Raw genomic sequence first — 26,354 nt, 5'->3', positions numbered from 1 at the left:
ACCTGTCTTTTTTACTTTTATTTTAATACGATGACTTTTCGGTTCACAACAGAACCATCAATATTCATTTTTAAAACATAAAGTCCAGCGGGGAATAATCTTAAATCAAGGTCGATAAACGAATTGTATTTCGTCGCAAAACCACTTAAACGCTCTGCGCCTCGCGTATCATAGAGCCACCAATCAATCCGATCAAACAAAACTGCATTAAGATCGACTCTGGTTTTCACATTCTTACTTGGGTTTGGATAAATCACGAGTTCTGAATCATAAGATGTATTCACTTCCTTTGTCAGACTTCTGTCTCCACATGCATTATTTACTGTCAATTTCACCCTATACTTGCCCGCATTCTTATACACATGACTCGGATTAGTTGACGTAGAGCTCTGTCCATCACCAAAATCCCATAGATAACTAACCGCATTCGTTGAAGCATCTTTAAAATCAAAACTCTTTTGCTTAAACAAATAGGTAAAATCGGGCTCTGTTTCAGTAACAACCACCAAACTGGTAAATTCATTCAATGTAAGATCCCCCTTGGTATAAACCAAACTGATTGTTTTAATTCCAGATGTGGCATACTGCACTTTATGTGGCCCTGCAGTCGTAGCAGTTTTCGGATTCACATCATCGCCAAAATCCCAAAAATAGGTATCGAAATCCATCCCAAAATCAAAGTAGATCTCCACATCTGAATCTACACAAGCTATACTTTTATCCGTCTGAATAGAAGGATTGTATCCATCCAAAACAAAAACACCTGTATTATCAGGATCCAACCAATACTTCAATTGATTTTCTTTGGCCGGATACGTATCCCAACTTGCCGAAAACTTAGCAAAATAATCATCCACCGAACTGGAGCAGTTGGCATCTCCTCCTGTCAGATCACCTATCACTCTATGATTCGTATCAAACAAAGGTGAACCCGATGAGCCACCTTCAGTCGTCCCCACCTCCCAATTCTCGATATGCCAGTGTGTATTATTGTCAAAAGTATAATCAGCATCTGTATAAGTTCCAGTTGATGGCGGATTGTAATCTATCGATATTTTTTTCACATCTCCACTAGGATGATGAATACAAACCGTTTGATTGGGAATGCTTCCTGATCGATCCCAGCCGGCATAATAAGGCTGATAAATAGATGGTGGTATGGCAGTCAACTCCAACAAAGAAAAATCCAAATGTGGTGTTGTTGCTCTCAAAGTCGAACCCGAAATAGTTTGAGTTTTGGTACCAGATACGCCATCACAAACATCTGCTTCATAATTGAAATAAAAGATCGCCTGTTCGGCAATAGCCTCTTCACTAATCACATGATGAGCCGTTAAGATAAAAGGGCGCCCATCTTTCTTTGAATTATTTATCAAAGTTCCCGTCGCAATCCACCCCGCATAAGTCATATGACAAACTGCATGCTTTTCAGTTTGCCAGGTCAATCCCTCCGAACAATTGATATCAACATTACAACTGCCTGATGCACTTTTGACTTGTGAACTTTTAGAATTTAAGAGCTTAAAAATATTTTTATAATCATGATACACTTTCCCAAGTTTAAGCTCAGCTTTAAACTCCGGATTTAGAGGCTCGATATATTCAATAATCAGTTCGTCCCCCTCCAAAGGCTCTATTGCAAATCGCCCCGAGGGTTTATTATTTTTTTCAGTATAAGCTCCCAATACTCTACCGCTGGTGTAATTATAGACAAATAACTGTCCACCCTTGGGTAAACGAAACCTATCAAAAACCAAATTTAAAGAATAGGCCCCCGGTGAGGATACAGCTAAATTCCAAATGCGTTGCCCATCCGACAAGATGGTCCATTTCCCCGAATTCTCTATCGTTTTATCCAAAACAAACTCGTAAGCAAATTGATCATGTTTTAATCTTGAATGAATTTCACTCGCTCGCTCTGACTTAATCCTAAGCATATTTTCGACAGGCATCACTAAAGTCTCAAACTTCATTGCACTGGCAGCCGATTTAAAATAAGGATTACCCCCATGAGAAATCTGAGCCGATAAGGAATAAGTTGATAACAGAATAATTATAAAACTCAGATAGCTTAGAAATTTTAAGCGCATAGATGTAGATGTTTATTGATAGAAGGCTAAAAATAATCATTTTATCATGATACGCCAGACGCAGACAAAAAAAGCCCCACCTAAATGGAGCATTTTTTTCTTTGCAAGCCGAAATCTATTCCTCATCAAACTCATTATCAGAACCCCTATCGAATTGAATTTCCATCTTTACTTTTTGCTTGGCTTCGTGTAAGGCAAGCATGTAGAAAAGATCTTGCAGGTCAGGAGAACTAACCCTCTCTGCTAAATCCCAATAAAACATGAACGTTGCCTTTTCTTTCTCCATAGCCATTAATAAAGCCTCTTCATAACTAGGGTTTTCGTTGGAATAATCCACATTGGCAATATAATGCTCCGTTCTTAGTTCTTTTATCTGATCATAGGAATTGTGATCAAAATTGCCACTTATTCTTATAGCCTCTAGCTTGAGAATATGTTTCTGCTTCTCAAGAGCAATATCTCTAAAGAGTTCTTCAACCTTAGGCACTCTCATTTTATCGGCCAAATCGTTATAAAAATCCACCTCATTTTGCTCCTGCTCTATAGCAAAATTCAAAACCTCGTCTATACTATTATATTTTTCCATAACATCAGATATTAAACAACAACGAACCAATTTCAATCAAAAAAAGCTATTCTAATTATCATATAGAATAAATTCATCATATTCAATTTCTAATTTTAACTTCTGACGTGCTTCTTGATTCGCCAGACTTAAAAATGTTTGTTTACAAGTTGTATCCGTAGAACAATCTGCCAATTCCTGATAAAGAATAAATTTCTCTTTTTCTTTGTTCATAGCCATGATCAGGGCTTCCTGATAAGACAAATTTTTCTTTGTAAAATCAATTTCAGAAAAAGAACCTGCTATTTTCAAATCTTGTATGCATTCTAAATCCAATAAAAAACCGATATCTTTCATGTTTTCTAATTGAAGCATACGAGCCGTTTTCTCAAGGGCTATACTTCGAAACAATTGTTTTACATTCTTCCTTTCCATTGTTTCGGCCAGTTCTGAATAAAATTGAATTTCATTCATCTCACTGTCAATCGCAAAGTCAATGATTTCTTTAAAATCTCTAAAAATTTTCATTGTAAATTATTTTTTTTTAATGTTAATCCTATTCAAACGAGAATGACCATTGTGTATAAAATAATTTGTGTATACGAAAAGTTACGAAATAATAAATCTTGGAACAAGAGCTTTTACACCAGACACTTAAGCTTTTCTTAAAAATTGATCTCAATAAAACTTAAGGCATTATTTTAAATTGGCTAAATTTGTGATTCAATAAATCACAGAACTATGAGTAAAACAAAAGCATGGATTCATGCCTTTAGGCTTAGAACACTTCCCTTAGCTCTATCCAGTATTATTCTGGGTAGTCTTATAGCGGCATCATATAATCAGTTCAATTCAATCATATTTATCCTGGCCATCACAACCACCCTTTTCCTGCAGATTCTTTCGAATTTAGCTAATGATCTGGGTGATTCAATTACAGGAGCTGATAATGCCAATCGTGTTGGCCCCGAAAGGGCTGTACAAAGCGGAGATATCAGTAAAAAGGAAATGAAAAATATGCTTTATATCTTCATAAGTCTTTCTTTAATAAGTGGTTCTTTTTTGATCTACGAAGCGGCTCAAATCATTAATCTACAAGAAGCTCTTATAATTTTTGCAATAGGTATTTTGGCAATTTTAGCCGCAATCAATTATACAATTGGCAAAAATCCATACGGATATATGGGCTTTGGCGATCTGTTTGTTTTCATCTTTTTTGGTTTGGTTGGTGTTCTAGGCTCCTATTTTCTGCATACTGGAAATCTTCACTGGGATATTTTCCTGCCTGCCAGCTCTATTGGTTTCTTAAGCACAGGTGTTCTCAACCTAAACAATATGAGGGACATCGAAAATGATGCCCAAACCGGAAAACGAACCTTAGTTGTAAAAATCGGCTCTAAAGCTGCCCGAAATTACCATCTTGTCATTCTTAGCCTGGCCATGCTGCTTGCTATCATCTATAGCATCGCGCATTACAAATCGATATTTCAATTTATCTATCTTCTGAGTTTCCCTCTTATTTTTTGTCATATGAACACAGTCATAAAAAATGATGAACCTCAGAAATTAGATCCTGAATTAAAAAAATTAGCAATATCTTGTTTCGTATTCAGTTTAACTTTTGGTATTGGAACTCTGTTGTAATCATATATTTATTCCCAAACGATGCTGGTATCCGACTTTCATTATTACCCTTTAGATTTCAAACGTCCAAGCGGCACATCCCGTGGCATTCTCACAAAAAAAGAAGCCTGGATTGTACGCATATGGGATGATAAAAATCCGAAAATTAAAGGGATTGGCGAATGTTCAATTATCAGGGGTTTAAGTCCTGATGACAGGGAAAACTACGCAGAAAAGATCCATGAAGTTTGCCAAAACATCAATCAGATAGAAAGCTATTTCAATGGAGAATTAATTGAATGGCCATCAATCTATTTTGGATTCGAAATGGCACTAAAAGATCTGTCAAACAACGGGGAACGGCTTTTGTTTGAATCAGATTTCACAAAAAATGAAGCCCAAATTCCAATAAATGGCTTGGTTTGGATGGGCGATAAAACTTACATGCAAAAACAGGTACAGGAAAAGATCAAAACTGGTTTCAATTGCATCAAACTAAAAATAGGAGCCATCAATTTTGATGAAGAACTCAGCATTATCAAATCAATCCGGGAACAATTCTCAGCTAAAGAAATTGAAATTCGCGTTGATGCCAATGGAGCCTTTCAGCCTGATGATGCCATAAATAAGCTGAAATCACTCGCAGAATTTGATATTCATTCTATAGAACAACCCATAAAAGCGGGCAACTGGGAGGCTATGGCAAAGCTTTGTCAGATAACGCCACTGCCTATTGCTCTGGATGAAGAATTAATCGGAGTTTACAGACTCGAAGACAAAATTGAATTAATACGACAAATACAACCTCAGTATATTATTTTAAAACCAAGTTTGGTGGGTGGTTTTAAAGGCAGTCAGGAATGGATTGATATTGCAGAAAAGAATGCAATTCCCTGGTGGGCCACCTCTGCCCTTGAATCTAATATAGGTTTAAATGCTATTGCACAATGGGTGTATACTCTCAATAATCCGATGCCGCAAGGTTTGGGGACAGGACAACTCTTCACCAACAATATTGAGTCGCCACTTGAAGTTAGCCAAGGCCACTTAATTTACAATCAATCAAAAAAATGGGATCTTAATGAACTGCTTGAAGCTTAATTTTAATCAACTCAACCGAACTCAGCTATTGGCTCTTTGTAACGAACAAATTCAAATTTGTAAAGCGCAATGGCAAAAGGATATTTATGCCTTTATCCTCGAGTGGTTTGATGAAAAGCTTCATGTACAAGCCCAAACTTCAGGATCAACCGGAGCGCCGAAACCAATCGATCTTGAAAAAGAAAAGATGATACAGTCTGCAAAAATGACGGGCGAATTCTTCAATTTTGAAAAAGGACAGACAGCACTTCTTTGTTTGTCTCCCCAATTTATTGCGGGGAAAATGATGCTTGTTCGTGCCATTATCTGGCAAATGCAACTGATCTGTATCGAGCCCGATGGACATCCTCTAAAAGAACTCAATCAGCCTATCGATTTTGCAGCAATGATTCCACTTCAGGTCCTAAACAGCATACATAATACAGATCAAATTCAACAAATAAAATCCATCTTAATTGGAGGCGGTGCAATTGATCAAAAATTAAACGAACAAATCCAAAAGCTCAACACACAATTTTATGCCAGCTTTGGAATGACCGAGACCCTTTCGCATATCGCAATAAAAACTTTAAACGGTTCTAACAAATCCAATACTTATAAAGCTCTGAAGGGGATTACATTGTCTGTAGACGAAAGAAATTGTCTTGAAATTGATGCTCCTAAACTGTTAAACAAAAGGATCACAACAAATGATATCGTAAAACTCATCTCCAATTCTGAATTTGAATGGATCGGAAGACATGACCATGTTATTAATTCAGGAGGACTAAAATTATTCCCCGAACAAATTGAAGAAAAGCTGATTCCTTTTATAGATGAGCCCTTCTTTCTTATTGGAATTCCAGATGAACACTTGGGCGAAAAAATGATTCTAATAATTGAATCAGAGAAGAAAAACGAAGAAGAAAAAAAGAAGATTCAGGCTAAAATAGATGCTTATTTAGAAAAATTTCAACGCCCACGCGATATTTTTTTCCTTTCAAAATTTGAACGTACTTTAACCAATAAGATTCAACGAAAAGCGAGTCTGACAAGACTTACAGAAAAGAATTAGTTGATCCAAATTAACAGTATTTTTTAGATCTGAAAATCCCTCTTATTTGTTCCAAATAAGTATTAGCCTGCTTTTTCAAAAAAATCAAACAACATTAACATTTGATAACTAATGTGTTACACTAAACCACATGAGTCTCTATATATACATATGTGATATATAACATATTTGCATAGGTTTATAGTTATTATTTTGCACATGTAATTGATAACAACAAATTTTCAAATAATATTGACCTATGAAAATGAAATCTAAATTTCTTATTTCAGCTTCCCTGCTTCTGGCTGGAATTATTTCAACACAATCAGCCAGCGCAACCGATGGCTATTTTAGCCTGGCTTACGGCACACAAAACAAAGGAATGGCTGGTGCTGGTATCGCCTGGTACAAAAACTCACTCATTAACGGCAACCCGGCTTCTTTAGTAAAACTCGGGAACCAGTATCAATTTGGAGTAAATATGTTTAACCCAAACCGTGAATACACTGTAACAGGGAATCCTTCTATGATGGATGGAACTTTTGGCCTAGCTCCAGGAACTGTTGAAAGTGACAGTAAAGTCTTTTTCATGCCTACTTTTGGTGCAAACTGGTTATTAAACGAAAAAAGCAGTTTCTCTATAGCTCTTTACGGTAATGGTGGTATGAATACAGATTATGCGCCTAAAAATGGTGTTGGAACATTCGGTATGCCAAATGCTGATACGGGTGTTGACTTGGGACAAATGTTCTTAAATTTAAGCTATGCTTACCAGGTAAGCGAAAAACATAGTTTTGGTGTCACAGCGATTGCAGCTTACCAATACTTTGAAGCTAAAGGCATAAGTTCATTTGGAATGATGTCAAGTGATGCTACAAAATTATCTGACAATGGTCATGATAATGCTTACGGTATTGGATTCAAATTGGGTTATTTAGGTCAATTATCTGAAAAACTAAGTGTTGGTGCAAGTTACCAGACTATGGTGTATATGAGTGAATTTGATGACTATGCCGGACTTTTCGCTGAGCAAGGTGATTTCAACATTCCATCAACCTGGACAGTTGGTTTAGCTTATCAAGCGAATGAAAACTGGGTATTTGCAGCTGATTTTAAGCGTATCAACTATACTGATATAGCATCAGTCTCAAACAGAATGTATCTACCACAACTAGCCAATGGTTCTCCAAATCCTCAATTCTCACCTCTGGGTACCGATAATGGTGCTGGTTTTGGATGGGAAGATATCAACGTTTACAAAATAGGTGCTGAATATTCAGGAATTGATACCTGGACCTTAAGAGCCGGTTATTCACATTGTGACGAACCCATTCAAAAATCAGAAGTTCTTTTTAATATCCTGGCTCCTGGAGTTATGTGCGATCACATCACTTTAGGTTGTTCAAAAGTGCTTAATGAAAAAGGAAATACCTTACACTTTGCTGCTGTATACGCTCCTGAATGTTCAGTAAAAGGTTCAAACAAGATGGATCCAGCTCAAACAATCGAAATTAAAATGAGTCAGATTGAATTAGAGATTGCTTATTCTTTCTAATCGATATTTAATTTGAGAAATTAATTCTCAATCCATAAAAAACGCCACATTCACATGTGGCGTTTTTTATACATCTCAGACTGAATATCTAAAACATCAAGTCAAACTTAAGTTCAAAGTCGTTATAAATGGTTCTATCACCCAAATTATCGAAGAATGAACCCGAACCATACTTAATACCAAACAGGGTACGATCAATTACCATCATACCGCTAACATGAAAAGAGTCGCCATGCTGATGAGAGTCAACTTCAAATTCCAAAGGTTTTGTAATCCCCTTGATACTGATCTCTCCTTTTACCAAGATTTTACCATTCTGTAATTTCTTACTATCCTTAACCATAAACTTTGATTCAGGAAAATTTACCACACCAAAAAAGTCATCAGACTTTAAATGCTTTTCAAGGTCACCACGGTATTTATCACTCGTAATATCAGTATTTTTAATACTGGTCATATCTATTACAAATTCTCCCCCCACAATTTTGGATCCTTCCATCTGTAAATTACCCGACTTAAATACCACTGTTCCATGATGCTCTCCTGTAACTTTTTTCCCTGTCCACTCAAGCTTGCTATCATTAATTTTTAAACTCATACTTTTTTGAGCATTCACATTGGTCGTTACAAATAAAGCACCCATTACAAATGCTAATCCTAATAGTACTCTTTTCGCTTTCATAGTATCTGAATTAATTATTTATATCCTTATTTAAACTAAATTTAAATATACCTCTATTTTAAAATATGAAAAAGTAATATTTGTTAAGCACTTGTTAATCTTTAATTAAGCATTCACATTAAACCATAAATAAAAGATTTTTTAAAAAACCTCTAAAAAAGCTTGTAATATAAATCTCAGAATGCCTATATTTGCAGGGTATTTGAGACAAAAACGGACGTGTAGCATAACTGGATAGTGCACCTCGTTACGGCCGAGGAGGTTGGGGGTTCGAATCCCTCCATGTTCACTTTAAGAAGAGATCTTTCATTAATTTGATTGATCTCTTTTTTATTACTCAAGATTTTGAGATGAGAACCTGAGCTTCGTAATACATTAATGAGTAAGAAGGATGCTGATATTAGAAATTGAAAAAAAATAACGAAATTTAATAGACCATATTTTCGCTAATTTCTGATCTAAGTATATGCCTAATCAACAACGAAATCTCTATTTCATTGCACTAGTGCCTCATAGTGCCCTTAGGGAACGAGTAGAGAATTTGAAAAAAGAAATGAAGGACAGCTTTAATGCCAAACACGCATTAAAATCACCAGCGCATATCACACTGCAAATGCCTTTTAGAAGCAGTACCCAGACGGAAACCAAACTAATTCAAACATTAGAGGAATTTGCAAGGCAACAAGATACTTTTGAAATCAACTTATCGGGTTTCGATTGTTTTGAGCCAAGAGTCATTTTTATAAAAATTTCTGACCACACTCCCATTCTATCTCTTCACGCGAAACTCATTCCTGATTTGGCTAATAAAATTGAGATCGGCGAAAAAGAAATCAGTCAAAACATTCATCCTCATATGACCATTGCCACAAGAGATTTAAGTACTCAAAACTTCAATAAAGCCTGGAGTAAGTTTAAGAACAGGGAATTTAAAGCCTCATTTCTGTGTAAAAGTCTATTCCTCCTAAAACATAATGGGAGTTTCTGGGATATTTATCAAGAGTTCCTCTTTAAGAAACAATAGTCTTTTTTTTAATATTTGATAATAAATCAAATGCACCATATCACACTTATAATCAACATGAAATATTTAAATAAACATTACAAGTAAATATTATCCCAAATTAAAATAGGGTAAACTTATCTGAACCCATCATTAATACTAAACACATTAATAATTCTTAGGTTAATGAATAAATCCCCAGACACTAACTCAAAAAATCCAAAATGAACAAAACTTTACTCGCTCTAATTTTTACTGTGATAGTATTTACAGGCTTTGCACAAAAAATATCGAAACAAAATCTGGAAAAAGACATCAAGCAAATGGCTAAAATTCTTGATGAAACTCATCCCGATCCATTTTCTGCTTATGGTAACAGAATTGAATTTTACAGAGAAGTCAATCATTTAATTACAGACCTTCCAGAAATGGGAATGGATACTCTGGAATTTTTCAAATATTTATCTCCCCTATTATCCAAGCTTGATGATGGACATACACAACTAAAGCCTACAAAATCTAAACTTTATAAACTAAAAGACTATATACTTCCTATTAAATTCAGCATTGCTGACGACTGTATTTTTGTGTCAGAAACCACTGAAGAATACAATAATCTTCTTGGCTATAAACTGACAAAAATAAACGGCGAAAGTGTGGAGGAATTCACAAAAAAATTAAAAAAAATAAAACCTCTTGAAAATAGATTTCACGAAACCTTGGTGGTGTCTGGTTACATCAAAAAATATGCCCTGATAAAAACTTATATCTCTGAAATTCAGTCAAAAATCAAATTTGAATTTAAAGATTCAGAAAATCAAAATCATCTCTGTGAACTAGAATACCTTAATCCCAAAGAAAAAGAGATAATTTGGATTAAAACCGACAAGCACAAAATATACAATGACTCAAAGATGATTGATTGGAAATTTGTTGATAAGGAAAAGAAAATAGCCTATCTGCAAATAGATCAAATGGCAACAAGAGAAGCCCTTGAACAATTCCCAGTAAAATCTCCTATTTTCCAAAGCTATGCAGATTACTGGTATAAAAAATTTGGCAAAGAGATGCCTGAAGTTAAACATGATATCTTAAAAAATATTCCATCCCTAACCGAAATGTCTTTTGAACTTTTAAAAGAGATGAAAAAGAATAATTCTAAGCACTTAGTCATAGATCTAAGAAAAAATGGAGGAGGAAATACCCAATGCTATCAACCCCTAATGTATATGATGTATGGCAACAAAATATTTAATGACACCGTAAGCCGTGAAGTGGTCACTAAAATTTCAAAACTTCTTTTAGACAGAAGTAAAACCACACTTGAGGAATATAATAAAAAAAATAAAAGCAATTACGAATTTGGAGACATGAAGTTTTGGTCCTCAAAAATTGCTCCAGAAAAACGGGATGAAGAAATATTGACATCAAAAAATTCCTTCTTCAACAATTTGAAAGAAGCAGAAACAAGCACTTATGAAATTGTTTCCGGACTAAATGAGAAACCCGTTTTTACACCAAAGGTTGTTATACTTGTATCACCAAACACTTTTAGTGCCGCCTACACCATGCTGTACAAGCTATTGCCCTACGGTGCTGTAACTGTTGGGGTCACACCTGGACAAGCAGGTAACACCTATATGGATGGCATTCGTTTTTCCCTAGATGAATCTGGTTTAAAAGGTGTAGTATCCAAATGCAGACAGGTTTACTTCCCCTATGATAAAGCCAAAGGGAAAGAGCTAACCCCTAACTACAAAATGCAATGGTCTGATTTCAAAAAATATAATTTTGACGCCAACGCAGAATTATTGTATACTTTAGATTTAATAAACTCCGGAGTTCTGTAAATAGCTTTCTTATGATTTTAATTGAGTGCTCTGCACGCACTTATAATTATCCCGAATAAAAACTAAAAAAATTACGTTCAAATCACAAAAACTCATCATATAAGTGGTGAGTTTTTTTCTTTACTTATGCATTAAGTTTAATTAACAAGAACTAAGACTTCTTCAAAACAAAAAAGCGAAAAACCCTATATCTTAAATTTGATAAAAATAAGATACAAAGCCCTTCGCCCTAAAAAAAATATATGTTTGTTGAGTTTAATGCACTTCCAGTTGGCCTTTTGAATCGGCCTTTTTAAGATTACGTACGCCTGTTGTTCCTCCTCCATTAAGAGTTAAATCAATTGGCTTATTGGTTTTCCATGCACCGCGTGTAAAGTCAGGAATCTCAATGGAATTCGATTTATTGGCAATAGACCACTCACTCAATGGAGTAATACAAGACCAGGCTGCAGCATCGTATACATCCATATCCATTGGTAAACCATTACGCAAACAGTCGATCAAACGCCAGTCCATTACGAAATCCATACCACCATGACCACCAACTTGTTTAGCCATTTCACCAACTCTACGGATAATCTCTGGTGTATACTTGTCTTCAAGCTCTTTGAATTTCGCATCATCAATCACATTGTGTCCGAAGGCAATATGCTGCTTCGGCCATTTTTGTGCAAAACACTTGGTTCCACTAAGCATATGAATTCGAGAATAAGGTCTTGGCGAACTGATATCATGCTGAATCATGATGGTGCGTCCTTTATTGGTACGGATCATTTGCATATCCATATTTCCTCTCATTTCCCAACCCACAAATTGCTTAAAAAACGGATCTTTTTCAGCCATTTCGGCAATACGATGTTTCAAAGTAAAATCCTCAGACATCATAGAGGTTAAATAATCCATTTTATCGCCACGATTAATATTCATAGCCTGACAAATTGGTCCCAAACCATGCGTTGGGTAAACATTGGCTTTACGTTTATTCTCGTGCAAACGCCACATTTTTGTGTAAGCTCCATCTGTCATTTTATTATCCTTTGGTTTATTGAAATGCCAATAATCCAAATCATGAATATAAGCCCCTTCACCATGAATTAAATCACCAAAAGCACCTTGCTGAGCCATACTAATGGTTAACATCTCAAAAAAATCGTAGCAACAATTTTCAAGAATAACACAGTGTTTTCGAGTACGCTCTGAGGTTTCCACCATCTGCCAGCATTCATCCATGGTTTTAGCAGTAGAAACCTCAACTGCCGCATGACTATCAGCTTCCATTGCTGCAATTGCAACTGGAACGTGCCATTCCCATGGTGTGGCAATATAGACCAAATCAACCAAGCCACTCTCACACAACTCTTTAAAACCTAAATCACCACCAACAAATTCCTTAGCTTTAGGTAATCCTGCATCTGAAAGAATTTTTTGCCCTCCATCAACTGCAGCTTGTCTGATATCACAAAGTGCCGTAACCTCAACGCCTTCGATATAAGTCATACGCTTTACAGCCCCTGAACCACGGTCGCCAATGCCTACGAATCCAACACGAACCGTATCGAGTTTTGGAGCTGCATAGCCACACATATTAAAACTCATAGATGGATTTCTTGAAGCTGCTGCTTTAATATAAGCCAGGTTACTTTCGTCTTTGGTGCTTGAGCAAGCTGCCATTGGCGCTGCTGCAAGCACCCCGGCTCCAAGAGCCAAATTGCCTAAAAATGATCTTCGGGTGGTTACCATAATTTTATATTTTAATCCTTTTATATTATTTATATAACTAGAAAAAACAGTAATTTCGTTTAAATAAGGCTTACAAATTCCAACAAACCTAAACTTATACTGTTTAATACATCTATATTACTAATTTTCTCCTTAAACATTGTATCAGGTTAAAAAATGATTTCCTTCTATAAAGATTAAGCTTTCATTAATCTTTCCCAATCACTTAACTTGATGCTCAAAGATATCCGCTAAAAGGATAAATAAAGGGTGACATTTTTTTCAAAAAGGATTAAAAAATGAGCAATAACAGCTTAAATTGTGTCATTTAAAGTTTATAAGCCTCTCCAATTCTCCATTCTAAATAAGCTTGTTGCAAATCAATCATTATTTTTCAAAATTCAGATTCCCTATATTTGAATAAACCAAGCACAAAAAAATGACCAAATATATTATTGTCGGCCAGGGTTTAGCAGGAACACTTTTGGCCTATCAAATGCATAAGCATAATATCCCGTTTAAAATCATTGTTGATCCCACACAAAAATCAGCATCAGAAGTTGCTGCAGGTCTCATCAACCCACTTGTCTTTAAACGTCTCACCAAAAGTTGGATGGTTGACATTCTTTTTCCAAAAATGTATGAAACCTATGCAGAAATTGAGGAGCTGCTTTCGATAAAATTCATCGAACAAAAAGAGATGATTAAACCCTTAGCGGAGCAAGATTTACCGATGTGGCAAAAAAGAATCGATCAGGGAAAAATGAATCATTATATCAATCGAATTGAAAAGGATTTAAAGTTAGAGGGTTTTAAACCTATCGAACATTATGGATCACTCATGCAAACAGGCTCATGTAATTTAAACATCATGATTCAAGCCATGCGCAACTTTCTTAGGCAACAGAATTATCTGATTAAGGATCACCTCAGAATTGAAGATGTGACATTTGGAGATAATATGGTGTATTGGAAAAATCTCTCGGCTGAAAAAATCATATTTTGCAGAGGGTATCAGGATGCTCAAAATGCACTTTTCCCAACAGATAGTTTTTACCTCACAAAAGGCGAATTAATCGAAATTGAAGCCAAGGCTTTGTGCCAAGACTATATTCTAAACAAAAATCTGTTTGTTTTACCCACAGGCAATCACCGTTTCAAGGTTGGAGCAACCTACCAATGGGATAATATTAATGAGGAAACCAGTGAAGAAGGGAAATCTGAATTGCTCACAAAGCTGAATAAACTTATTGACACAGACTATACGGTTCTCAACCATTGGGCTGGTGTCCGACCAACGGTAAAAGACAGGCGTCCCATTTTAGGCATACACCCTCAAAATAAAAACTTAGCCATTTTCAACGGACTGGGAACCAAAGGGGTGATGCTTGCCCCCTATTTCTCTGTACAAATGCTTAACTTATTAGAAGATCCGCAAGCCGAAATTGACGACAAAGTTAAACTCAATCGTTTCTTCTAAATCAGCCAATTTAAAAAGGCTGTTTCAAGATAAATCCTGAAACAGCCTTTCGTATTTTAATTTTAAGCAGAACTACTTCACGTCTTCCTCAACCCATTTCGATCGATTCGGATTAGCAGGTGCACTTATTTTCTTAGTTGGATTCTCTTTCAATTCCTTCAACAGCATTTCCACTGCTTTCTGAATAGAAGGATCAATTCCTTTAGCCACTTTATCGGGTTCGTCATAAACTTCAACGTCCGGATAAACACCAATACCTTCGATAATCCACTTCTGATTTTCATCGAAAATACCGAAACGAGGCACGGCGATATAACCACCGTCAACCAAACCAGCATTACCTGACATTCCAACCAAGCCACCCCAGGTTCGGGTTCCGATTAATTTTCCAAGACCTTTCTTTCTAAAATAGTAAGGGAAAGCATCTCCTCCCGAAGAAGAATAATGGTTAATCAACATGGCTTTAGGTCCGTCATGAGCAATACCTGGTGTTTGTGTTGGCTCCAATCCACGACGATGCCAGTACGAAAGCACATCTCGATCAAGCAAATCAGCCATATGGTCAGGAATAAATCCTCCACCGTTATAACGATCATCAATAATTAAGGCTTGTTTATCGTGATAAGCATACATCCCACGATGCAATTCACGATTCCCTTCTACAGCCGTATTAGGCACATGAATATAACCAATCTTTCCATCAGACAAACGGTCAACCATCTCACGACGTTCGTTCACCCAATTCAGATACAAAAGCTCCAATTCACTGGCTATAGGCTTAATTGTGTACGTTTTGGCTCCTTCGAAATTTGGTTTTGAATTCACAGTAATATCAACCATCTTATCAACCGTATTCTCAAGATATAAATAAGGATTCACATCCAAACTCAAATCATGCCCATTGATACTCAAAAGGTAGTCTCCTTCTTTCACGTTCACACCTTGTTCAGTTAATGGTGATTTGCGGTTTGGCGTCCAATTTTCGCCCTGATAGATCTTTGAGATGATATATTTACCAGCCTTAGTATCAGCTTTTAATTTAGCCCCCAATAAGCCGGTTTCAATTGGCTTCACTTTTTCAAAGTCGCCATAATTGTCATAAGCATGCCCCGTATTGGTTTCTGAAATAATCTCACCAATAATATAATCCAAATCCGCACGATGACTCACATAAGGCATCAAAAGATTGTAATTGGCTTTAATCTGATCCCAATCAACCCCTTGCATATTATCTACATAATAATAATCGCGGAAAATTCGCCAGCCATCGGTATAGATCTGATTCCATTCTTTCTTAGGATCAATCTTCATCTCCAAGCCATCCAAATTCAGCTGACCGTCTCCCACTTTCTGACCAGCATTCACATCGATAATACCATAAGTCGATCCGGAACGATACATGATTTTTTTGCCATTAGCCGAAAGAGAATAATCGGATACCTTATCCAAAATAATCTCATCCTTTTCCTTCTCAATGTCAAATCGATGCAAGCTTCCTTTATTGGAATATAGAATCCCGCCTTCAACAGCCGTTAGATCGTCATAATTTCCAGATGCCATTGGGAAAACAGAAATACGTTTTGAGATTCCCTCAAAATCAATCCCGACATTCAGCTTATCTTCTGTCTTCTTGTCTTTTTTAGGTTCTTCCTTTTTCACTTCTTCAACATCATTCTTCAATGCAAAAAGTTTAGCCCCATCTGCTTTTAGCGATAATGCAAAAATGCGTGTCGCCTTATTATACAGATAATTGAACTCGAAACTTGAGAAACTCAAATTAAAGTCACGATTCGACATAAAAAAGATGAATTGGCCATCAGCTGAGAAAACCGGAGCGTAATCGCTAAAAGTATCATCGGTCAATTGGTAATTCTTTCCGCTTGAAAGCTGGTAAACCCACACTGCAGACTGACCATTTTTACTCTCCTTTGAATAAGTAATCCATTCCGAATCAGGAGAAAAAGCATAATCGGTAATTTCATTGCGCTTAGCAATATCAACCACCTTCAGCTTTCCGCTTTCAATATCAAGATATTTCAGTTTCAGGTTTCGGTCAAAAAACAACAGGTATTTACTGTTGGCAGACCATTTCGCATCATACATCCAGGCAGAAGATCCTGATGTAATTTGTTTCGCTTTAGCCCCCTTTTTATTCTCAAGTAAATAGATTTCATACTCACCCGTCGCATCCGAATAATACGAAATGTATTTACCGTCAGGCGACCAAGTTGGTGAGGTTTCACGTACGCCTTGGGTTTGAGTCAGATTTATGCTTGGCCCATTTTTAGCCGGAACAGAAAAAATATCCCCTCTCGCATCAAATAAAGCCCTCTTTCCTGATGGCGAAACTGCTGAGCCTTGAATAAAGTCTTTCACATTCTTATAATAAGGCAGGATATTTGGATTATCGAAGTGAATATTAACAACTACACGCTCCTCTTTACCTGTCTCCAGATTCAACTTAAACAGCTGTCCTCCATTTTCGTAAACAATTTGTCCGTTTTCACCAGAAGGCCACATCACATCAAAGGTTTTATGATGTGTTATTTGAGTGATTGTTTTAGTTGGGATATCGTACTTATAGATATTCAACTTTAAGTCACGATCAGATGCAAAATAAATTGCATCCTTATACCAGGACGGAATCTGATCAGAACCCACAAATTTAGTGATCCGTTCCGATTGATCTTTCTCTAAATCGTAAATCCAAAGGTCAGCTGCACGTCCGCCCTTATATCGTTTCCAGGTACGAAACTCACGACTAATAGGGGCAAAACATATTTTACTGGCATCAGGCGAGTAAACACCCATCCCACCTTCAGGAATTTGTAAGGACTGTTCCAAACCGCCATTTAAACTCACCTTATAATAGGTTCCATTTCTTTCACCAAAGGGCGTCCGATTCATACGAACCAAGATGGATTGACTATCCGGAGTCCAGTCTAAAACCACATTATCAAAACCACCTCGAGGCGGCATCAAACCTACCGAATTGTAATAGGTCAACTGGCGAGGAGTACCTCCCTTAGCTGGCATGACGTAAACCTGTCGGCTACCCGAATATTCTCCGGAAAAGGCAATCCACTGCCCATCCGGTGATATTTTTGGAAACAATTCCATTCCCTTATGCGAAGTTAATCGAGTTGCGTCTCCCCCTTTTGCATCTACCGACCAAATATCGCCGGCATACACAAAGGCTATTAAGTCTTTATTCACATCGGGATATCGCATTAAGCGAACATCATTTTGCGCATTAACACTGCTTATCATCCCAATAAGGATGAGAAAAAAAGCAGTCAGCTTAAAATTCATTTTTTGCATTGTATTAATTGTGTTTGTGTTAGGTATTATCAGTTTGTGATTACTTACAGAATAGCATCAAAACTACAAAATCCTTTAACGTCTATGAAAAGAATATGATTAATTAACATTGGAAAAATTAATCTCTGAGGTAACTCCCATGTATTTTTACAACCTTTTAAGAAGCCAAGCTGGTATGAGCATCATGATAATGGCAACAATTTGCCAACGCTTTGTAACATATCCTGTATCCTTTCGTCTTTTAATTATGCTGTAAATTTGACGAGCTGCTTTTTCTTTTGTTGCAATCCAAAATTTCCTTTTTGTATCTGACAGGCCGGTATCAATAAAACCAGGACGAATATCCGTTATAAATATCGGTTTGCCCGATTGATGAGCTTTTTGTTTTAAGGCTTCCAAATATCTAATTTGGTAAGATTTTGCAGCATGATAAGCTGGGGCCACTCTGTACCCACGCAAGCCAGCTATCGAACTGATAGCCACAAAATGCCCCTTACCCTCGTTTTCAAAAAAACGATAAGTCCAATTGGCAATCTCAGTAAAAGCTAATACATTTAATTTATTGGCCTGATTTTCCTCTTGAAAACTGGGATTATGATTTAAATGCCCAATACCTGCACTAAAAATCAAGACATCTAATCCCCCGAGTGATTCGACCAATTCTTTGATTATCTCAGAGTTTCTATCTTTAGTACAATCAAAATACCTGAGTTCCAAACGCCCGGGATATTTTTTCTGTAATTCCTCCTCTCCATTTCGCTCTAAACCCGTTAAACCAACTTTATAATTGCGATCGATAAATAGTTCAGCAAGAGCCTTACCTATCCCCGAAGTTGCACCAATAATAATTACTTTCCTCATCCAAATCTCATTAAAAAACAATTAACTTCTAAATAATCTTAAGTCTTCTAAAGTTAAAGAATTCATAGCGACAAGTAAACCTCAAAACAGATAAAGTTCTATAATCAAACAATTTATCCTAACTTAAACCTATAAACAAACACATAATTTTATGAAAGAACTCGTTCGTTGTCGGCCCTGTGGCTTTGTCATGGAGAAGGATAAGTTGGGTGATGTGTGCCCTGCCTGTGGCTTACCCCACAAAGTATTTGAACCCTACCGGGAAAAAGTCTCTTTAAACCGATTGATGATACTTAACCTGGACTTACACCCCATTGCCATCCATCTCTCGCAAAGTTTTATGGTTCTGATTCCTCTTTTATTCCTCAAACAAATTCTCACACCGAATTTTTATTCTCAGGAGTCTGACATTATCATCGAATTCTGTATAAGCCTATTGCCTCTAAGTATGCTTTTGGCTTTTATCACAGGGATTATCGATGGTATTACCCGTTTCAAAAGCCTAAAACCGCCTTTACTTAGAAATAAACTCATCTTTGGTGGCTTAATCATCCTTGTGTCCATCACACTCTTCTTCATGAAAAATATGAACGATCAAAAAGGATTATTTCTGTTAATAAGTTCTTTGGGGCTGGCTTTTGCTATTAGTTTGGGATTAATCGGCAAGAAATTGCTCAATGTTATTTTACCGGGAAAGTTTCCGCAGAAAAAAGCAAAACCAAAACCATATAACGAGTAATAAAAAAGAGACCTTGCAGAACTGCAAGGTCTCGAAATTTTCAAATAAGGCTGTTCTTATTTTCCAAAATCATCAGGAACTTGAATAGCAATAACCTCACCTGTAACACAAACCTCGCCTTTTGATAACAAACGAATTTCAACCACTACTTTTTTTCCTTTCACTTCCTTTATGATTCCACGAATCTCAAGTGTACTGTCAATAGGAGTTGGTTTTTTATAACTAACCTGCAACGATCCTGTTACACAACGGGGAGCATTAAACCCTTCCAGTTGAATGCCTTTCTCTTTTGCAAGTGCCAAGGCTGCTGACCCCGTACCATGACAATCGATAAGTGAAGCCAACAAACCACCATATACCGAACCGGGAATTGCAGTATGATATGCTGAAGGTGTAAAACGGGTCAGAGTCTCTTCCCCATCCCAAGCTGTCTTCAGTTGATAGCCATGTTCATTTAAACGCCCACAACCATAACACTGCCCGAAATGATCGGGGTAGTAATCTTGTATACCTTTCATAATTTCAATTTTATCGGTTTATCTGATAATCAAAATGATACTTTTAAAATAGATAAATCTATCCAATCTATAAAATGAAGAGGCAAAAAAAAGACCTAATCGTATTTTATTACAATCAGGTCTGAAAATATAAATTCTAAGTAAGGCTTCAAATTATGAAACACAAACGATTCTTTTTATCCCAAAGCAACATCCAAAAACATCATTGTTGCAAAGCCTAGCATGGCTCCAATTGTAGATAAATCGGTCTCGTTTCCCGTTTGTGATTCCGGTATCAATTCCTCCACAACTACAAAAATCATGGCTCCTGCCGCAAACGACAGTGCATAGGGTAATAAAGGCGTTATTGTCAGTACCAAATACGCACCTACAACACCTGCAATAGGTTCTACAATACCCGAAAGCTGACCATAATTAAATGCTTTTAATCGTGAAAAACCCTCTCTCCGTAAAGGAATTGAAACGGCAGCTCCCTCCGGAAAATTCTGTAAGCCAATACCTATAGCCAAAACAATTGCTCCTGCGAGCATACCCGCATCAGGATTATTAGCTAAGGCGCCAAATGCAACACCTACAGCCAAACCTTCCGGAATATTATGCAAGGTGATAGCTAGCACAAGCAATACACTTCTTTGCCAGGTTGTTTTAATACCTTCTGCTTTATCTGTTGATAACCCCATGTGCAAGTGAGGTAAAATCTTATCTACCGCAAATAAAAAAGCTCCACCTGCTAAAAATCCGACCACTGCAGGCATCCATGGTGTATTCCCATTTGCTTCAGACATTTCAATAGCGGGTTTTAGCAAAGACCAAAAACTGGCTGCTATCATAACTCCGGCAGCAAAACCCAGCATCGAATTTAAAATTTTCTTATTAATCGATTTAAAGAAAAAAACCATTGCCGAACCTAATGCTGTTACAAACCAGGTAAAAAGCGTAGCTCCCAATGCTAACCATACCGGATTATATTCTAATAACCACTCTATTTCCATATTTATATATTATTCATTTTACAAAACAAAAATAAACGAATTTTCATTCATATAATAGAATGCTGTTAAATCCTCGAATTTTTCTATTAATCACAAGACTCAATTGCCAAAATTATATTAATTACAGATCTCTATTATAATTTCGACACAAACAGTATGGATACCTATTTTATAAACAAATGCCTTCAAATTTTATCATACTTATCTTTCAGGGCTAGGACTTTAAGGTGGAGTTTATGGTCGTTGGTGATTTCAAATACACATTTTCGATCAATAGGGCTATTTATTAAGGGGCTGAGGGATATCAAACCAAAAATCAGAACCCTTAGCTATTTCACTTTCAACACCAATTGAACCTTTGTGCTTCTCTATAAGTTCTCTACAAAGAATTAACCCCAGGCCAGTCCCTTTCTCATCATCTGTACCTAATGTACTTCTGTTTGAATCTAAATGGAACAGTTTATCAATGTTTTCAGCATCAATTCCAACACCATTATCGGAAATTGTGCAAAGTAGACGATGATTTTTAATTGATGCTGAAACTTTAACATCACCACCACTATTACTGTATTTCAAAGCATTGGTCACAATATTTCGAATGATGGTACTCAAAATATTTTTATCAGCTACAATCTTTAACTGATCAGAAACGAAATTATTCATCCGAATCTCTTTTTTATCGGCCTGAAGTTTAAGTAAGGCAAATATTTCATCAACTAAGTCTGATAAAAAGAAAGCTTCTGGTTTGTATTCAATTCCATTTATCTGAGATCTTGACCAATCCAATAAATTGATAAGAAAATCATAAGTATTCTTCAAAGTTGAATGAATTATTGTACTATACTCATTTATGTTCGAATTTTCCTCTTCTCTTACTTCACTCATCAACAAATTACTAAAACCCAACAAGGCATTAAAAGGACCTTTTAAATCGTGAGCAACAATCGAAAAAAACTTATCTTTTGTATCGTTATTTATTTTCAATAACTGCAGGGCCTGTTTTCTGGAAGTTTTAACCTTTGCAAGTTTCCATGATATTAAAAACAGACTTATGGAAATTATCACCAATAAAAGGGCAACATAAAAACGACGTTTATTTTGTTTGAAATAAAGAATCTCTGAAGGAACATAAGAAACAATTGTCCAATAATAGCTTTTTGAAAGCAATTGTGATTGATTAGACACAAATGTTTTTTCTGAACGATCACTTTTTAATCTCCCCATTAAGGGATAAATGGTTTGGAATGTAAATAAGCCATCCTTATTTTCAAACTGAGATGCCTCTTTGCTCACCATTTCGTTCCAAGCATCCTTATACTGATTTGAAAATTTTATATCTTTTCTATCCTCATACATAAAACCCCACTCATACTGAGCAGATTCCCCTTTCAGCCAATAACCTTCTGCATTCAACAACATTAGCTTATTGTTAATCATTAGGTCTGAATAGCTATCAAAGGCACTCAAGATAGTTTCCCCAAAGAAATTGAATAACAAAATCCCACGTTTTAAACCTTCCTGATCAAAAACCGGGGTTGCAACTCGGATCATGGGTTTGAGAGGCTGTTCTATCTGATTGTTCTCAATATTTAAATCAAGAGGTGAAATAAAAACCTCATTTTCATTTAATTTAATTGCCTCTTTAAAATAATAGCGGTTGCTTTTACTTTGCAAATTCTCTTTTGAAACAATAATCGGATTTCCTTGATTGTAATTTACCCGAATGAGCTCCATGCCATTTTCGTCCAATAAACGTACTTGATCGTATATTTTTTTATACTTAACAATATTAAGCATATCCTGGGATAGGTCCTCAAAAATATCAGGATTGGCATCGGCCAGAAATTCCTTTATGTGTGTCTCTGATTTAAGAATAAATAAATCATTGATAACGTGATTAATTTCTGATTCAACACTTTTAAACTTGGTGTCAACAAGACTCTTCTCAGCATTCCTGACCAACTTCAGTTCCATCTTTTCTTGTGTCCTCAAGATGAATATCGTCACAATTAAAATAATTGAAAAAACGGGAACAAAAACAAAGACTGTATTAAGAGCAGTTGCAAACCGGCTTTTATTAATACTATCAGAAAGATGTTTGCTGAATCTAGAGATCATATCGTATAGTGGATTAAGCTTGCAATATAATTTATTTTTTAAATCTCTACTAGAACTCGACTAGAATCTTCCCAATGAATTCAAACAAACTCTTTATTCTTTACTATGGTCAACTCTTTAAATTAAAACATTCATATCAAGAAAACTCTTGCCTAAAAAAGGCAGCTTACAGCTATATTAAGTTTTTACATCGATAGACCCAAACAAAACACACAACTCATATTCCTTATTCAAATTTTTCGCGATAATAATCAACTTTAAAATCATGAACAGGTCTGTTCGATTTTTCATACTCCTTCTTCTTTTCCAAATATATCTTCGATTTTGATAACCCTACATTAGAAGAACCCGAAGGAGAATATAAAATCGTCATTTTTATTTTCCGGCCAAATACCTCCTTATTAAGGATTAACTCTCGTTTAGCCCGAATCTCTTTTGTTATTTTAAGACCTAAAATATCAACATAAAAAAGCCGGAAAGCATTATTTTTGCCAAAGCCACTTGAAAAAAAGATTTCAGATATATTTGAATTCTTAATATCCCTTATTAACTGTCGATTAAGCTCAATAGGTAACAAATCGGAATCATTAGCCGTCGGTTTCTTTCTTTCACATTTTATAATTGTATCACTAACTGAAATCTTTCGACGTTTTAAAAATGCCAGAATTCCATTTAATGTAATCGGCTTTTTCAATTCATCGGGGAATGCTTCGCTAAGTATTGTCCAAATACTATTTACATTACCATAGAAAAAAGGAAGCTCAAATTCCTCATGATTATGGGGATGAATTGTACCTAGAATCAGTTTTTCACTATCCTTTGAAATTGGGTATTTGCTTAAATATTGATGTGAAGTTATCATCAGCTTAAAATTAGAATGATTAAAGACAATTTCACTCTAAATTCAACAATATATTACTAATCCAAATAATTGTATTAAAGACTTTTAATCATTTCAAATTGCTTCCCTCTCAGTAGAATGTGATTTGATTCAAAAAAATGTGTTATAGATTCACAGGCAATTTCGGTATTAATCGCTTTAATTGAAGAATGCTTATTAATCTTAAGCATTTCGCTTAACAGAGCAGTTCCAATTCCCTGTCTCCTGTAATCTTTGCTCACGGCAATTTGACTTATATCACCAGAAGTGGGTTCAAAAATACAATACCCAACTAGCCTATGATCATGATATGAACCAATGATTTTAAAATCACTAAGACTCCGTTTGATTGCTTCAAAACTATTTTGCCATGAAGGAACAAAATCCCAAAATTCAGTTGCCCCCTCTGCATTCTCCAAACTTGTTTCCTGTATATTGAATATATCAGACAACTTTTTATCAAGCAACTGAACTTCTGCGGTAGGCTGTACGAAATAGTTAAATTCTCTGCTAACAGTAAAACCCAGTTTTTTGTACACTGACACAGCATTCGTGTTGTGTTGCAAAACCTCGAGGAGATATTGCGATACACCTGCATTTTTTAAATATGGAATAGAATCAGTGAAAATTTTTGAAGCCATGCCTTTACCCCGAAATGCCTCTAATGTTCCTGTTCCTGTATCATAAGCCGTTTTACGAGCATTGAATTGCCCTATTCCATTTAAGGTAAATGAGACCAACTTATTATTCTCGAATGCCCCAAAGGAAAATTCCGGTGAATATCCCCTGCGTTTTAACATAGCACGCAATTCATCCTTATTTATCTGAACTTCATAACTCCCAAATGCTTCAGAAAATGCGGGAAATAAATGATCGAAACTTAACTTATCAAGAGATTCTATTCTTTCCATTTTATTATTAATTCATATATAACAAGTCTTTCAAATTTATGAAAATAATATTTCAAACAGTATCATACATTTGAATAAAGCCATATCATACATAAAATAGAATAATTCTATCTAACTCTAAAAAAGGAGATTATATCTGTGGATTTTTACTGACACAGAGCTTGACAGATAGAAAAGGAAGGATTTTTTTTTCTTAAGAAATAATTATTTTGCCATAAGCTAAGTCACCTAAAAACATTTATAATTAAAACTTATGAATGAAAAATATGCCGGCAAAAATTAGGAGGATACCCAAAATACGCCCCCAGTTAGCAGGTTGCACAGGGACACCAAATAAACCATAATGATCCAATATCATAGAGAAAATCAACTGACCTGCAACTATCAATCCAAAGCTCAAGGCTGCACCCAATCGGGGAACCAGAAAGATAATGGAACTGACATATATACAGCCCATCAGACCACCAATCCATGAATAGACAGGCGCCTCTTTTATAGCTTGCATGATGTTATTAGGGGTACGTGTCCCGATGATGACCATCAACAAGATAAAACCACCCACCATAAAATTGACCAGAGCAGCCATAAGTGGAGCTTTCAGAAAAGATCCCAATTTCGCATTAATACTCGCCTGAACGGGTAACAAACACCCCGCAACCAGGGCTAATATCATCAAAAAATATCTCATCGCTTATCTAAATTTGAATACAAACATACATATTTTCCATATCTAAAAATGGAATTATGCCCGACAGAAGAATTAAAATTTGGTTTTTCTATTCGCACATAAAAAAGACGCCCAAACTTTTAAGTTCAGACGTCAAAAACATACAGGGAAAATATATAATAAGGCTATTTTATTAAATTTCTAAAACCGAACATAGGTACTGGTAAAACAATCAATACACTCATCGTATAAAATCAGCTTGCCATCGCAGCGATCAAAGGATTGTTTTCGTCCATTTTCATAAACGATCATCAGTCTTTTGTCGCCAAAAATGATGGATTCTGCCTCCTCCAAATGATAAGTCATCTCAATTTCCAGCTTGTCATTGACGTATTGCTGATATGTATTAAGAGAAAAAATCAAAACGATTTCTTTACCAGTAGATTCAGGAGTGTCGGTTCTACCATCTATTCCTCCACTAGATTCGACCCACTTCCAACGGCTAACCAGTTCAGATACAACAAAATTGTCATCATTCTTATCTGAACATGATGAAAAGAAAGTCATCAGGATAAAAACTATAAATATCTTCTTCATTGGAAAGCATTTTAACTTTTAGACTACATAACTATAGACGAAAATAGAT

22 protein-coding genes and 1 tRNA gene are annotated in these 26,354 nt (G+C 35.9%); 9 read left to right on the top strand and 14 right to left on the bottom strand.

Translation table 11 applies throughout. The annotated features are described in order from the left end of the window. Positions 1–17: 17 nt before the first annotated feature. From EO244_RS12450 to EO244_RS12440, 3 genes are all read right to left on the bottom strand, one after another. Positions 18–2,090 (bottom strand): PKD domain-containing protein, encoded by a 2,073-nt coding sequence (locus tag EO244_RS12450; protein ID WP_129255004.1) that lies wholly within the window; start codon positions 2,088–2,090, stop codon positions 18–20. Positions 2,091–2,205: 115 nt separating this feature from the next. Continuing rightward, positions 2,206–2,676, bottom strand: a complete 471-nt coding sequence (locus EO244_RS12445) for a ferritin family protein (protein ID WP_129255003.1) — start codon at positions 2,674–2,676, stop codon at positions 2,206–2,208. Between the two features lie 51 nt (positions 2,677–2,727). Then, positions 2,728–3,183: a ferritin-like domain-containing protein gene (locus EO244_RS12440; protein WP_129255002.1), complete on the bottom strand. Its 456-nt coding sequence runs from the start codon at positions 3,181–3,183 to the stop codon at positions 2,728–2,730. A gap of 213 nt (positions 3,184–3,396) precedes the next feature. On the opposite strand from EO244_RS12440, the gene EO244_RS12435 reads away from it, so the two are divergent. The 4 genes from EO244_RS12435 (at position 3,397) to EO244_RS12420 (ending at position 7,967) form a co-directional block, all read left to right on the top strand. Then, the gene (locus EO244_RS12435) at positions 3,397–4,299 is read left to right on the top strand and encodes a 1,4-dihydroxy-2-naphthoate polyprenyltransferase (protein ID WP_129255001.1); all 903 of its coding nucleotides are present in this window, start codon (positions 3,397–3,399) and stop codon (positions 4,297–4,299) included. 21 nt (positions 4,300–4,320) lie between these two features. Next, positions 4,321–5,379 (top strand): o-succinylbenzoate synthase, encoded by a 1,059-nt coding sequence (locus EO244_RS12430; RefSeq protein WP_129255000.1) that lies wholly within the window; start codon positions 4,321–4,323, stop codon positions 5,377–5,379. Then, positions 5,360–6,433 (top strand): AMP-binding protein, encoded by a 1,074-nt coding sequence (locus EO244_RS12425; protein WP_129254999.1) that lies wholly within the window; start codon positions 5,360–5,362, stop codon positions 6,431–6,433. The genes EO244_RS12430 and EO244_RS12425 overlap by 20 nt, the downstream gene beginning before the upstream one ends. Before the next feature lie 238 nt (positions 6,434–6,671). Then, positions 6,672–7,967 (top strand): OmpP1/FadL family transporter, encoded by a 1,296-nt coding sequence (locus EO244_RS12420; protein WP_129254998.1) that lies wholly within the window; start codon positions 6,672–6,674, stop codon positions 7,965–7,967. A gap of 88 nt (positions 7,968–8,055) precedes the next feature. Here EO244_RS12420 and EO244_RS12415 read toward each other — a convergent pair whose 3' ends face one another. Further along, positions 8,056–8,649, bottom strand: coding sequence for a YceI family protein (locus EO244_RS12415; RefSeq protein WP_129254997.1), 594 nt, complete (start codon positions 8,647–8,649; stop codon positions 8,056–8,058). Between the two features lie 215 nt (positions 8,650–8,864). Between EO244_RS12415 and EO244_RS12410 the strand changes: the two genes are divergently transcribed. The 3 genes from EO244_RS12410 to EO244_RS12400 all read left to right on the top strand — a co-directional run bounded on the left by EO244_RS12410 (position 8,865) and on the right by EO244_RS12400 (position 11,502). Then, positions 8,865–8,938: transfer RNA gene (locus tag EO244_RS12410), tRNA-Arg, on the top strand. 177 nt (positions 8,939–9,115) lie between these two features. Beyond that, positions 9,116–9,673 carry a 2'-5' RNA ligase family protein gene (locus EO244_RS12405; protein WP_129254996.1) on the top strand — a complete coding sequence of 186 codons (558 nt, stop codon included), beginning with the start codon at positions 9,116–9,118 and terminating at the stop codon, positions 9,671–9,673. 203 nt (positions 9,674–9,876) lie between these two features. Next, on the top strand, positions 9,877–11,502 hold the full coding sequence (locus EO244_RS12400) for a S41 family peptidase (protein ID WP_129254995.1): 1,626 nt from the start codon (positions 9,877–9,879) through the stop codon (positions 11,500–11,502). A 255-nt stretch (positions 11,503–11,757) separates the two neighbouring features. Here EO244_RS12400 and EO244_RS12395 read toward each other — a convergent pair whose 3' ends face one another. Next, positions 11,758–13,242, bottom strand: a complete 1,485-nt coding sequence (locus EO244_RS12395) for a Gfo/Idh/MocA family protein (protein ID WP_129254994.1) — start codon at positions 13,240–13,242, stop codon at positions 11,758–11,760. A gap of 418 nt (positions 13,243–13,660) precedes the next feature. Here EO244_RS12395 and EO244_RS12390 point away from each other — a divergent pair, with 418 nt between their 5' ends. Next, complete coding sequence (locus EO244_RS12390) at positions 13,661–14,701, top strand: NAD(P)/FAD-dependent oxidoreductase (protein ID WP_129254993.1); 1,041 nt, start codon at positions 13,661–13,663, stop codon at positions 14,699–14,701. A gap of 72 nt (positions 14,702–14,773) precedes the next feature. Here EO244_RS12390 and EO244_RS12385 read toward each other — a convergent pair whose 3' ends face one another. Beyond that, positions 14,774–18,022 (bottom strand): S41 family peptidase, encoded by a 3,249-nt coding sequence (locus EO244_RS12385; RefSeq protein ID WP_206734557.1) that lies wholly within the window; start codon positions 18,020–18,022, stop codon positions 14,774–14,776. A gap of 147 nt (positions 18,023–18,169) precedes the next feature. Continuing rightward, a complete protein-coding gene (locus tag EO244_RS12380) occupies positions 18,170–18,883 on the bottom strand; it encodes an SDR family NAD(P)-dependent oxidoreductase (protein ID WP_129254992.1) in 714 nt (237 codons plus the stop codon). 151 nt (positions 18,884–19,034) lie between these two features. On the opposite strand from EO244_RS12380, the gene EO244_RS12375 reads away from it, so the two are divergent. Continuing rightward, positions 19,035–19,622, top strand: coding sequence for a rubredoxin-like domain-containing protein (locus EO244_RS12375; protein WP_129254991.1), 588 nt, complete (start codon positions 19,035–19,037; stop codon positions 19,620–19,622). A 56-nt stretch (positions 19,623–19,678) separates the two neighbouring features. On the opposite strand, the gene EO244_RS12370 is transcribed toward EO244_RS12375, so the two are convergent. The 7 genes from EO244_RS12370 to EO244_RS12340 all read right to left on the bottom strand — a co-directional run bounded on the left by EO244_RS12370 (position 19,679) and on the right by EO244_RS12340 (position 26,305). Beyond that, complete coding sequence (locus EO244_RS12370) at positions 19,679–20,140, bottom strand: PaaI family thioesterase (RefSeq protein ID WP_206734556.1); 462 nt, start codon at positions 20,138–20,140, stop codon at positions 19,679–19,681. 176 nt (positions 20,141–20,316) lie between these two features. Next, complete coding sequence (locus tag EO244_RS12365; RefSeq protein WP_129254989.1) at positions 20,317–21,132, bottom strand: ZIP family metal transporter; 816 nt, start codon at positions 21,130–21,132, stop codon at positions 20,317–20,319. Between the two features lie 279 nt (positions 21,133–21,411). Beyond that, complete coding sequence (locus EO244_RS12360; RefSeq protein WP_129254988.1) at positions 21,412–23,250, bottom strand: sensor histidine kinase; 1,839 nt, start codon at positions 23,248–23,250, stop codon at positions 21,412–21,414. A 226-nt stretch (positions 23,251–23,476) separates the two neighbouring features. Further along, the gene (locus EO244_RS12355) at positions 23,477–24,112 is read right to left on the bottom strand and encodes a uracil-DNA glycosylase family protein (protein ID WP_129254987.1); all 636 of its coding nucleotides are present in this window, start codon (positions 24,110–24,112) and stop codon (positions 23,477–23,479) included. Positions 24,113–24,186: 74 nt separating this feature from the next. Then, positions 24,187–25,041: a GNAT family N-acetyltransferase gene (locus EO244_RS12350; RefSeq protein WP_129254986.1), complete on the bottom strand. Its 855-nt coding sequence runs from the start codon at positions 25,039–25,041 to the stop codon at positions 24,187–24,189. Between the two features lie 244 nt (positions 25,042–25,285). Next, the gene (locus EO244_RS12345; protein WP_129254985.1) at positions 25,286–25,729 is read right to left on the bottom strand and encodes a DMT family transporter; all 444 of its coding nucleotides are present in this window, start codon (positions 25,727–25,729) and stop codon (positions 25,286–25,288) included. Between the two features lie 180 nt (positions 25,730–25,909). Next, on the bottom strand, positions 25,910–26,305 hold the full coding sequence (locus EO244_RS12340) for a hypothetical protein (RefSeq protein ID WP_129254984.1): 396 nt from the start codon (positions 26,303–26,305) through the stop codon (positions 25,910–25,912). Positions 26,306–26,354 lie beyond the last annotated feature (49 nt).

The organism is Ancylomarina salipaludis, assembly GCF_004122035.1.
Taxonomy (GTDB): Bacteria; Bacteroidota; Bacteroidia; order Bacteroidales; family Marinifilaceae; genus Ancylomarina; species Ancylomarina salipaludis.
Note: the sequence above shows the minus strand (reverse complement) of the source record. Positions and strands in the feature narration are given on the sequence as shown.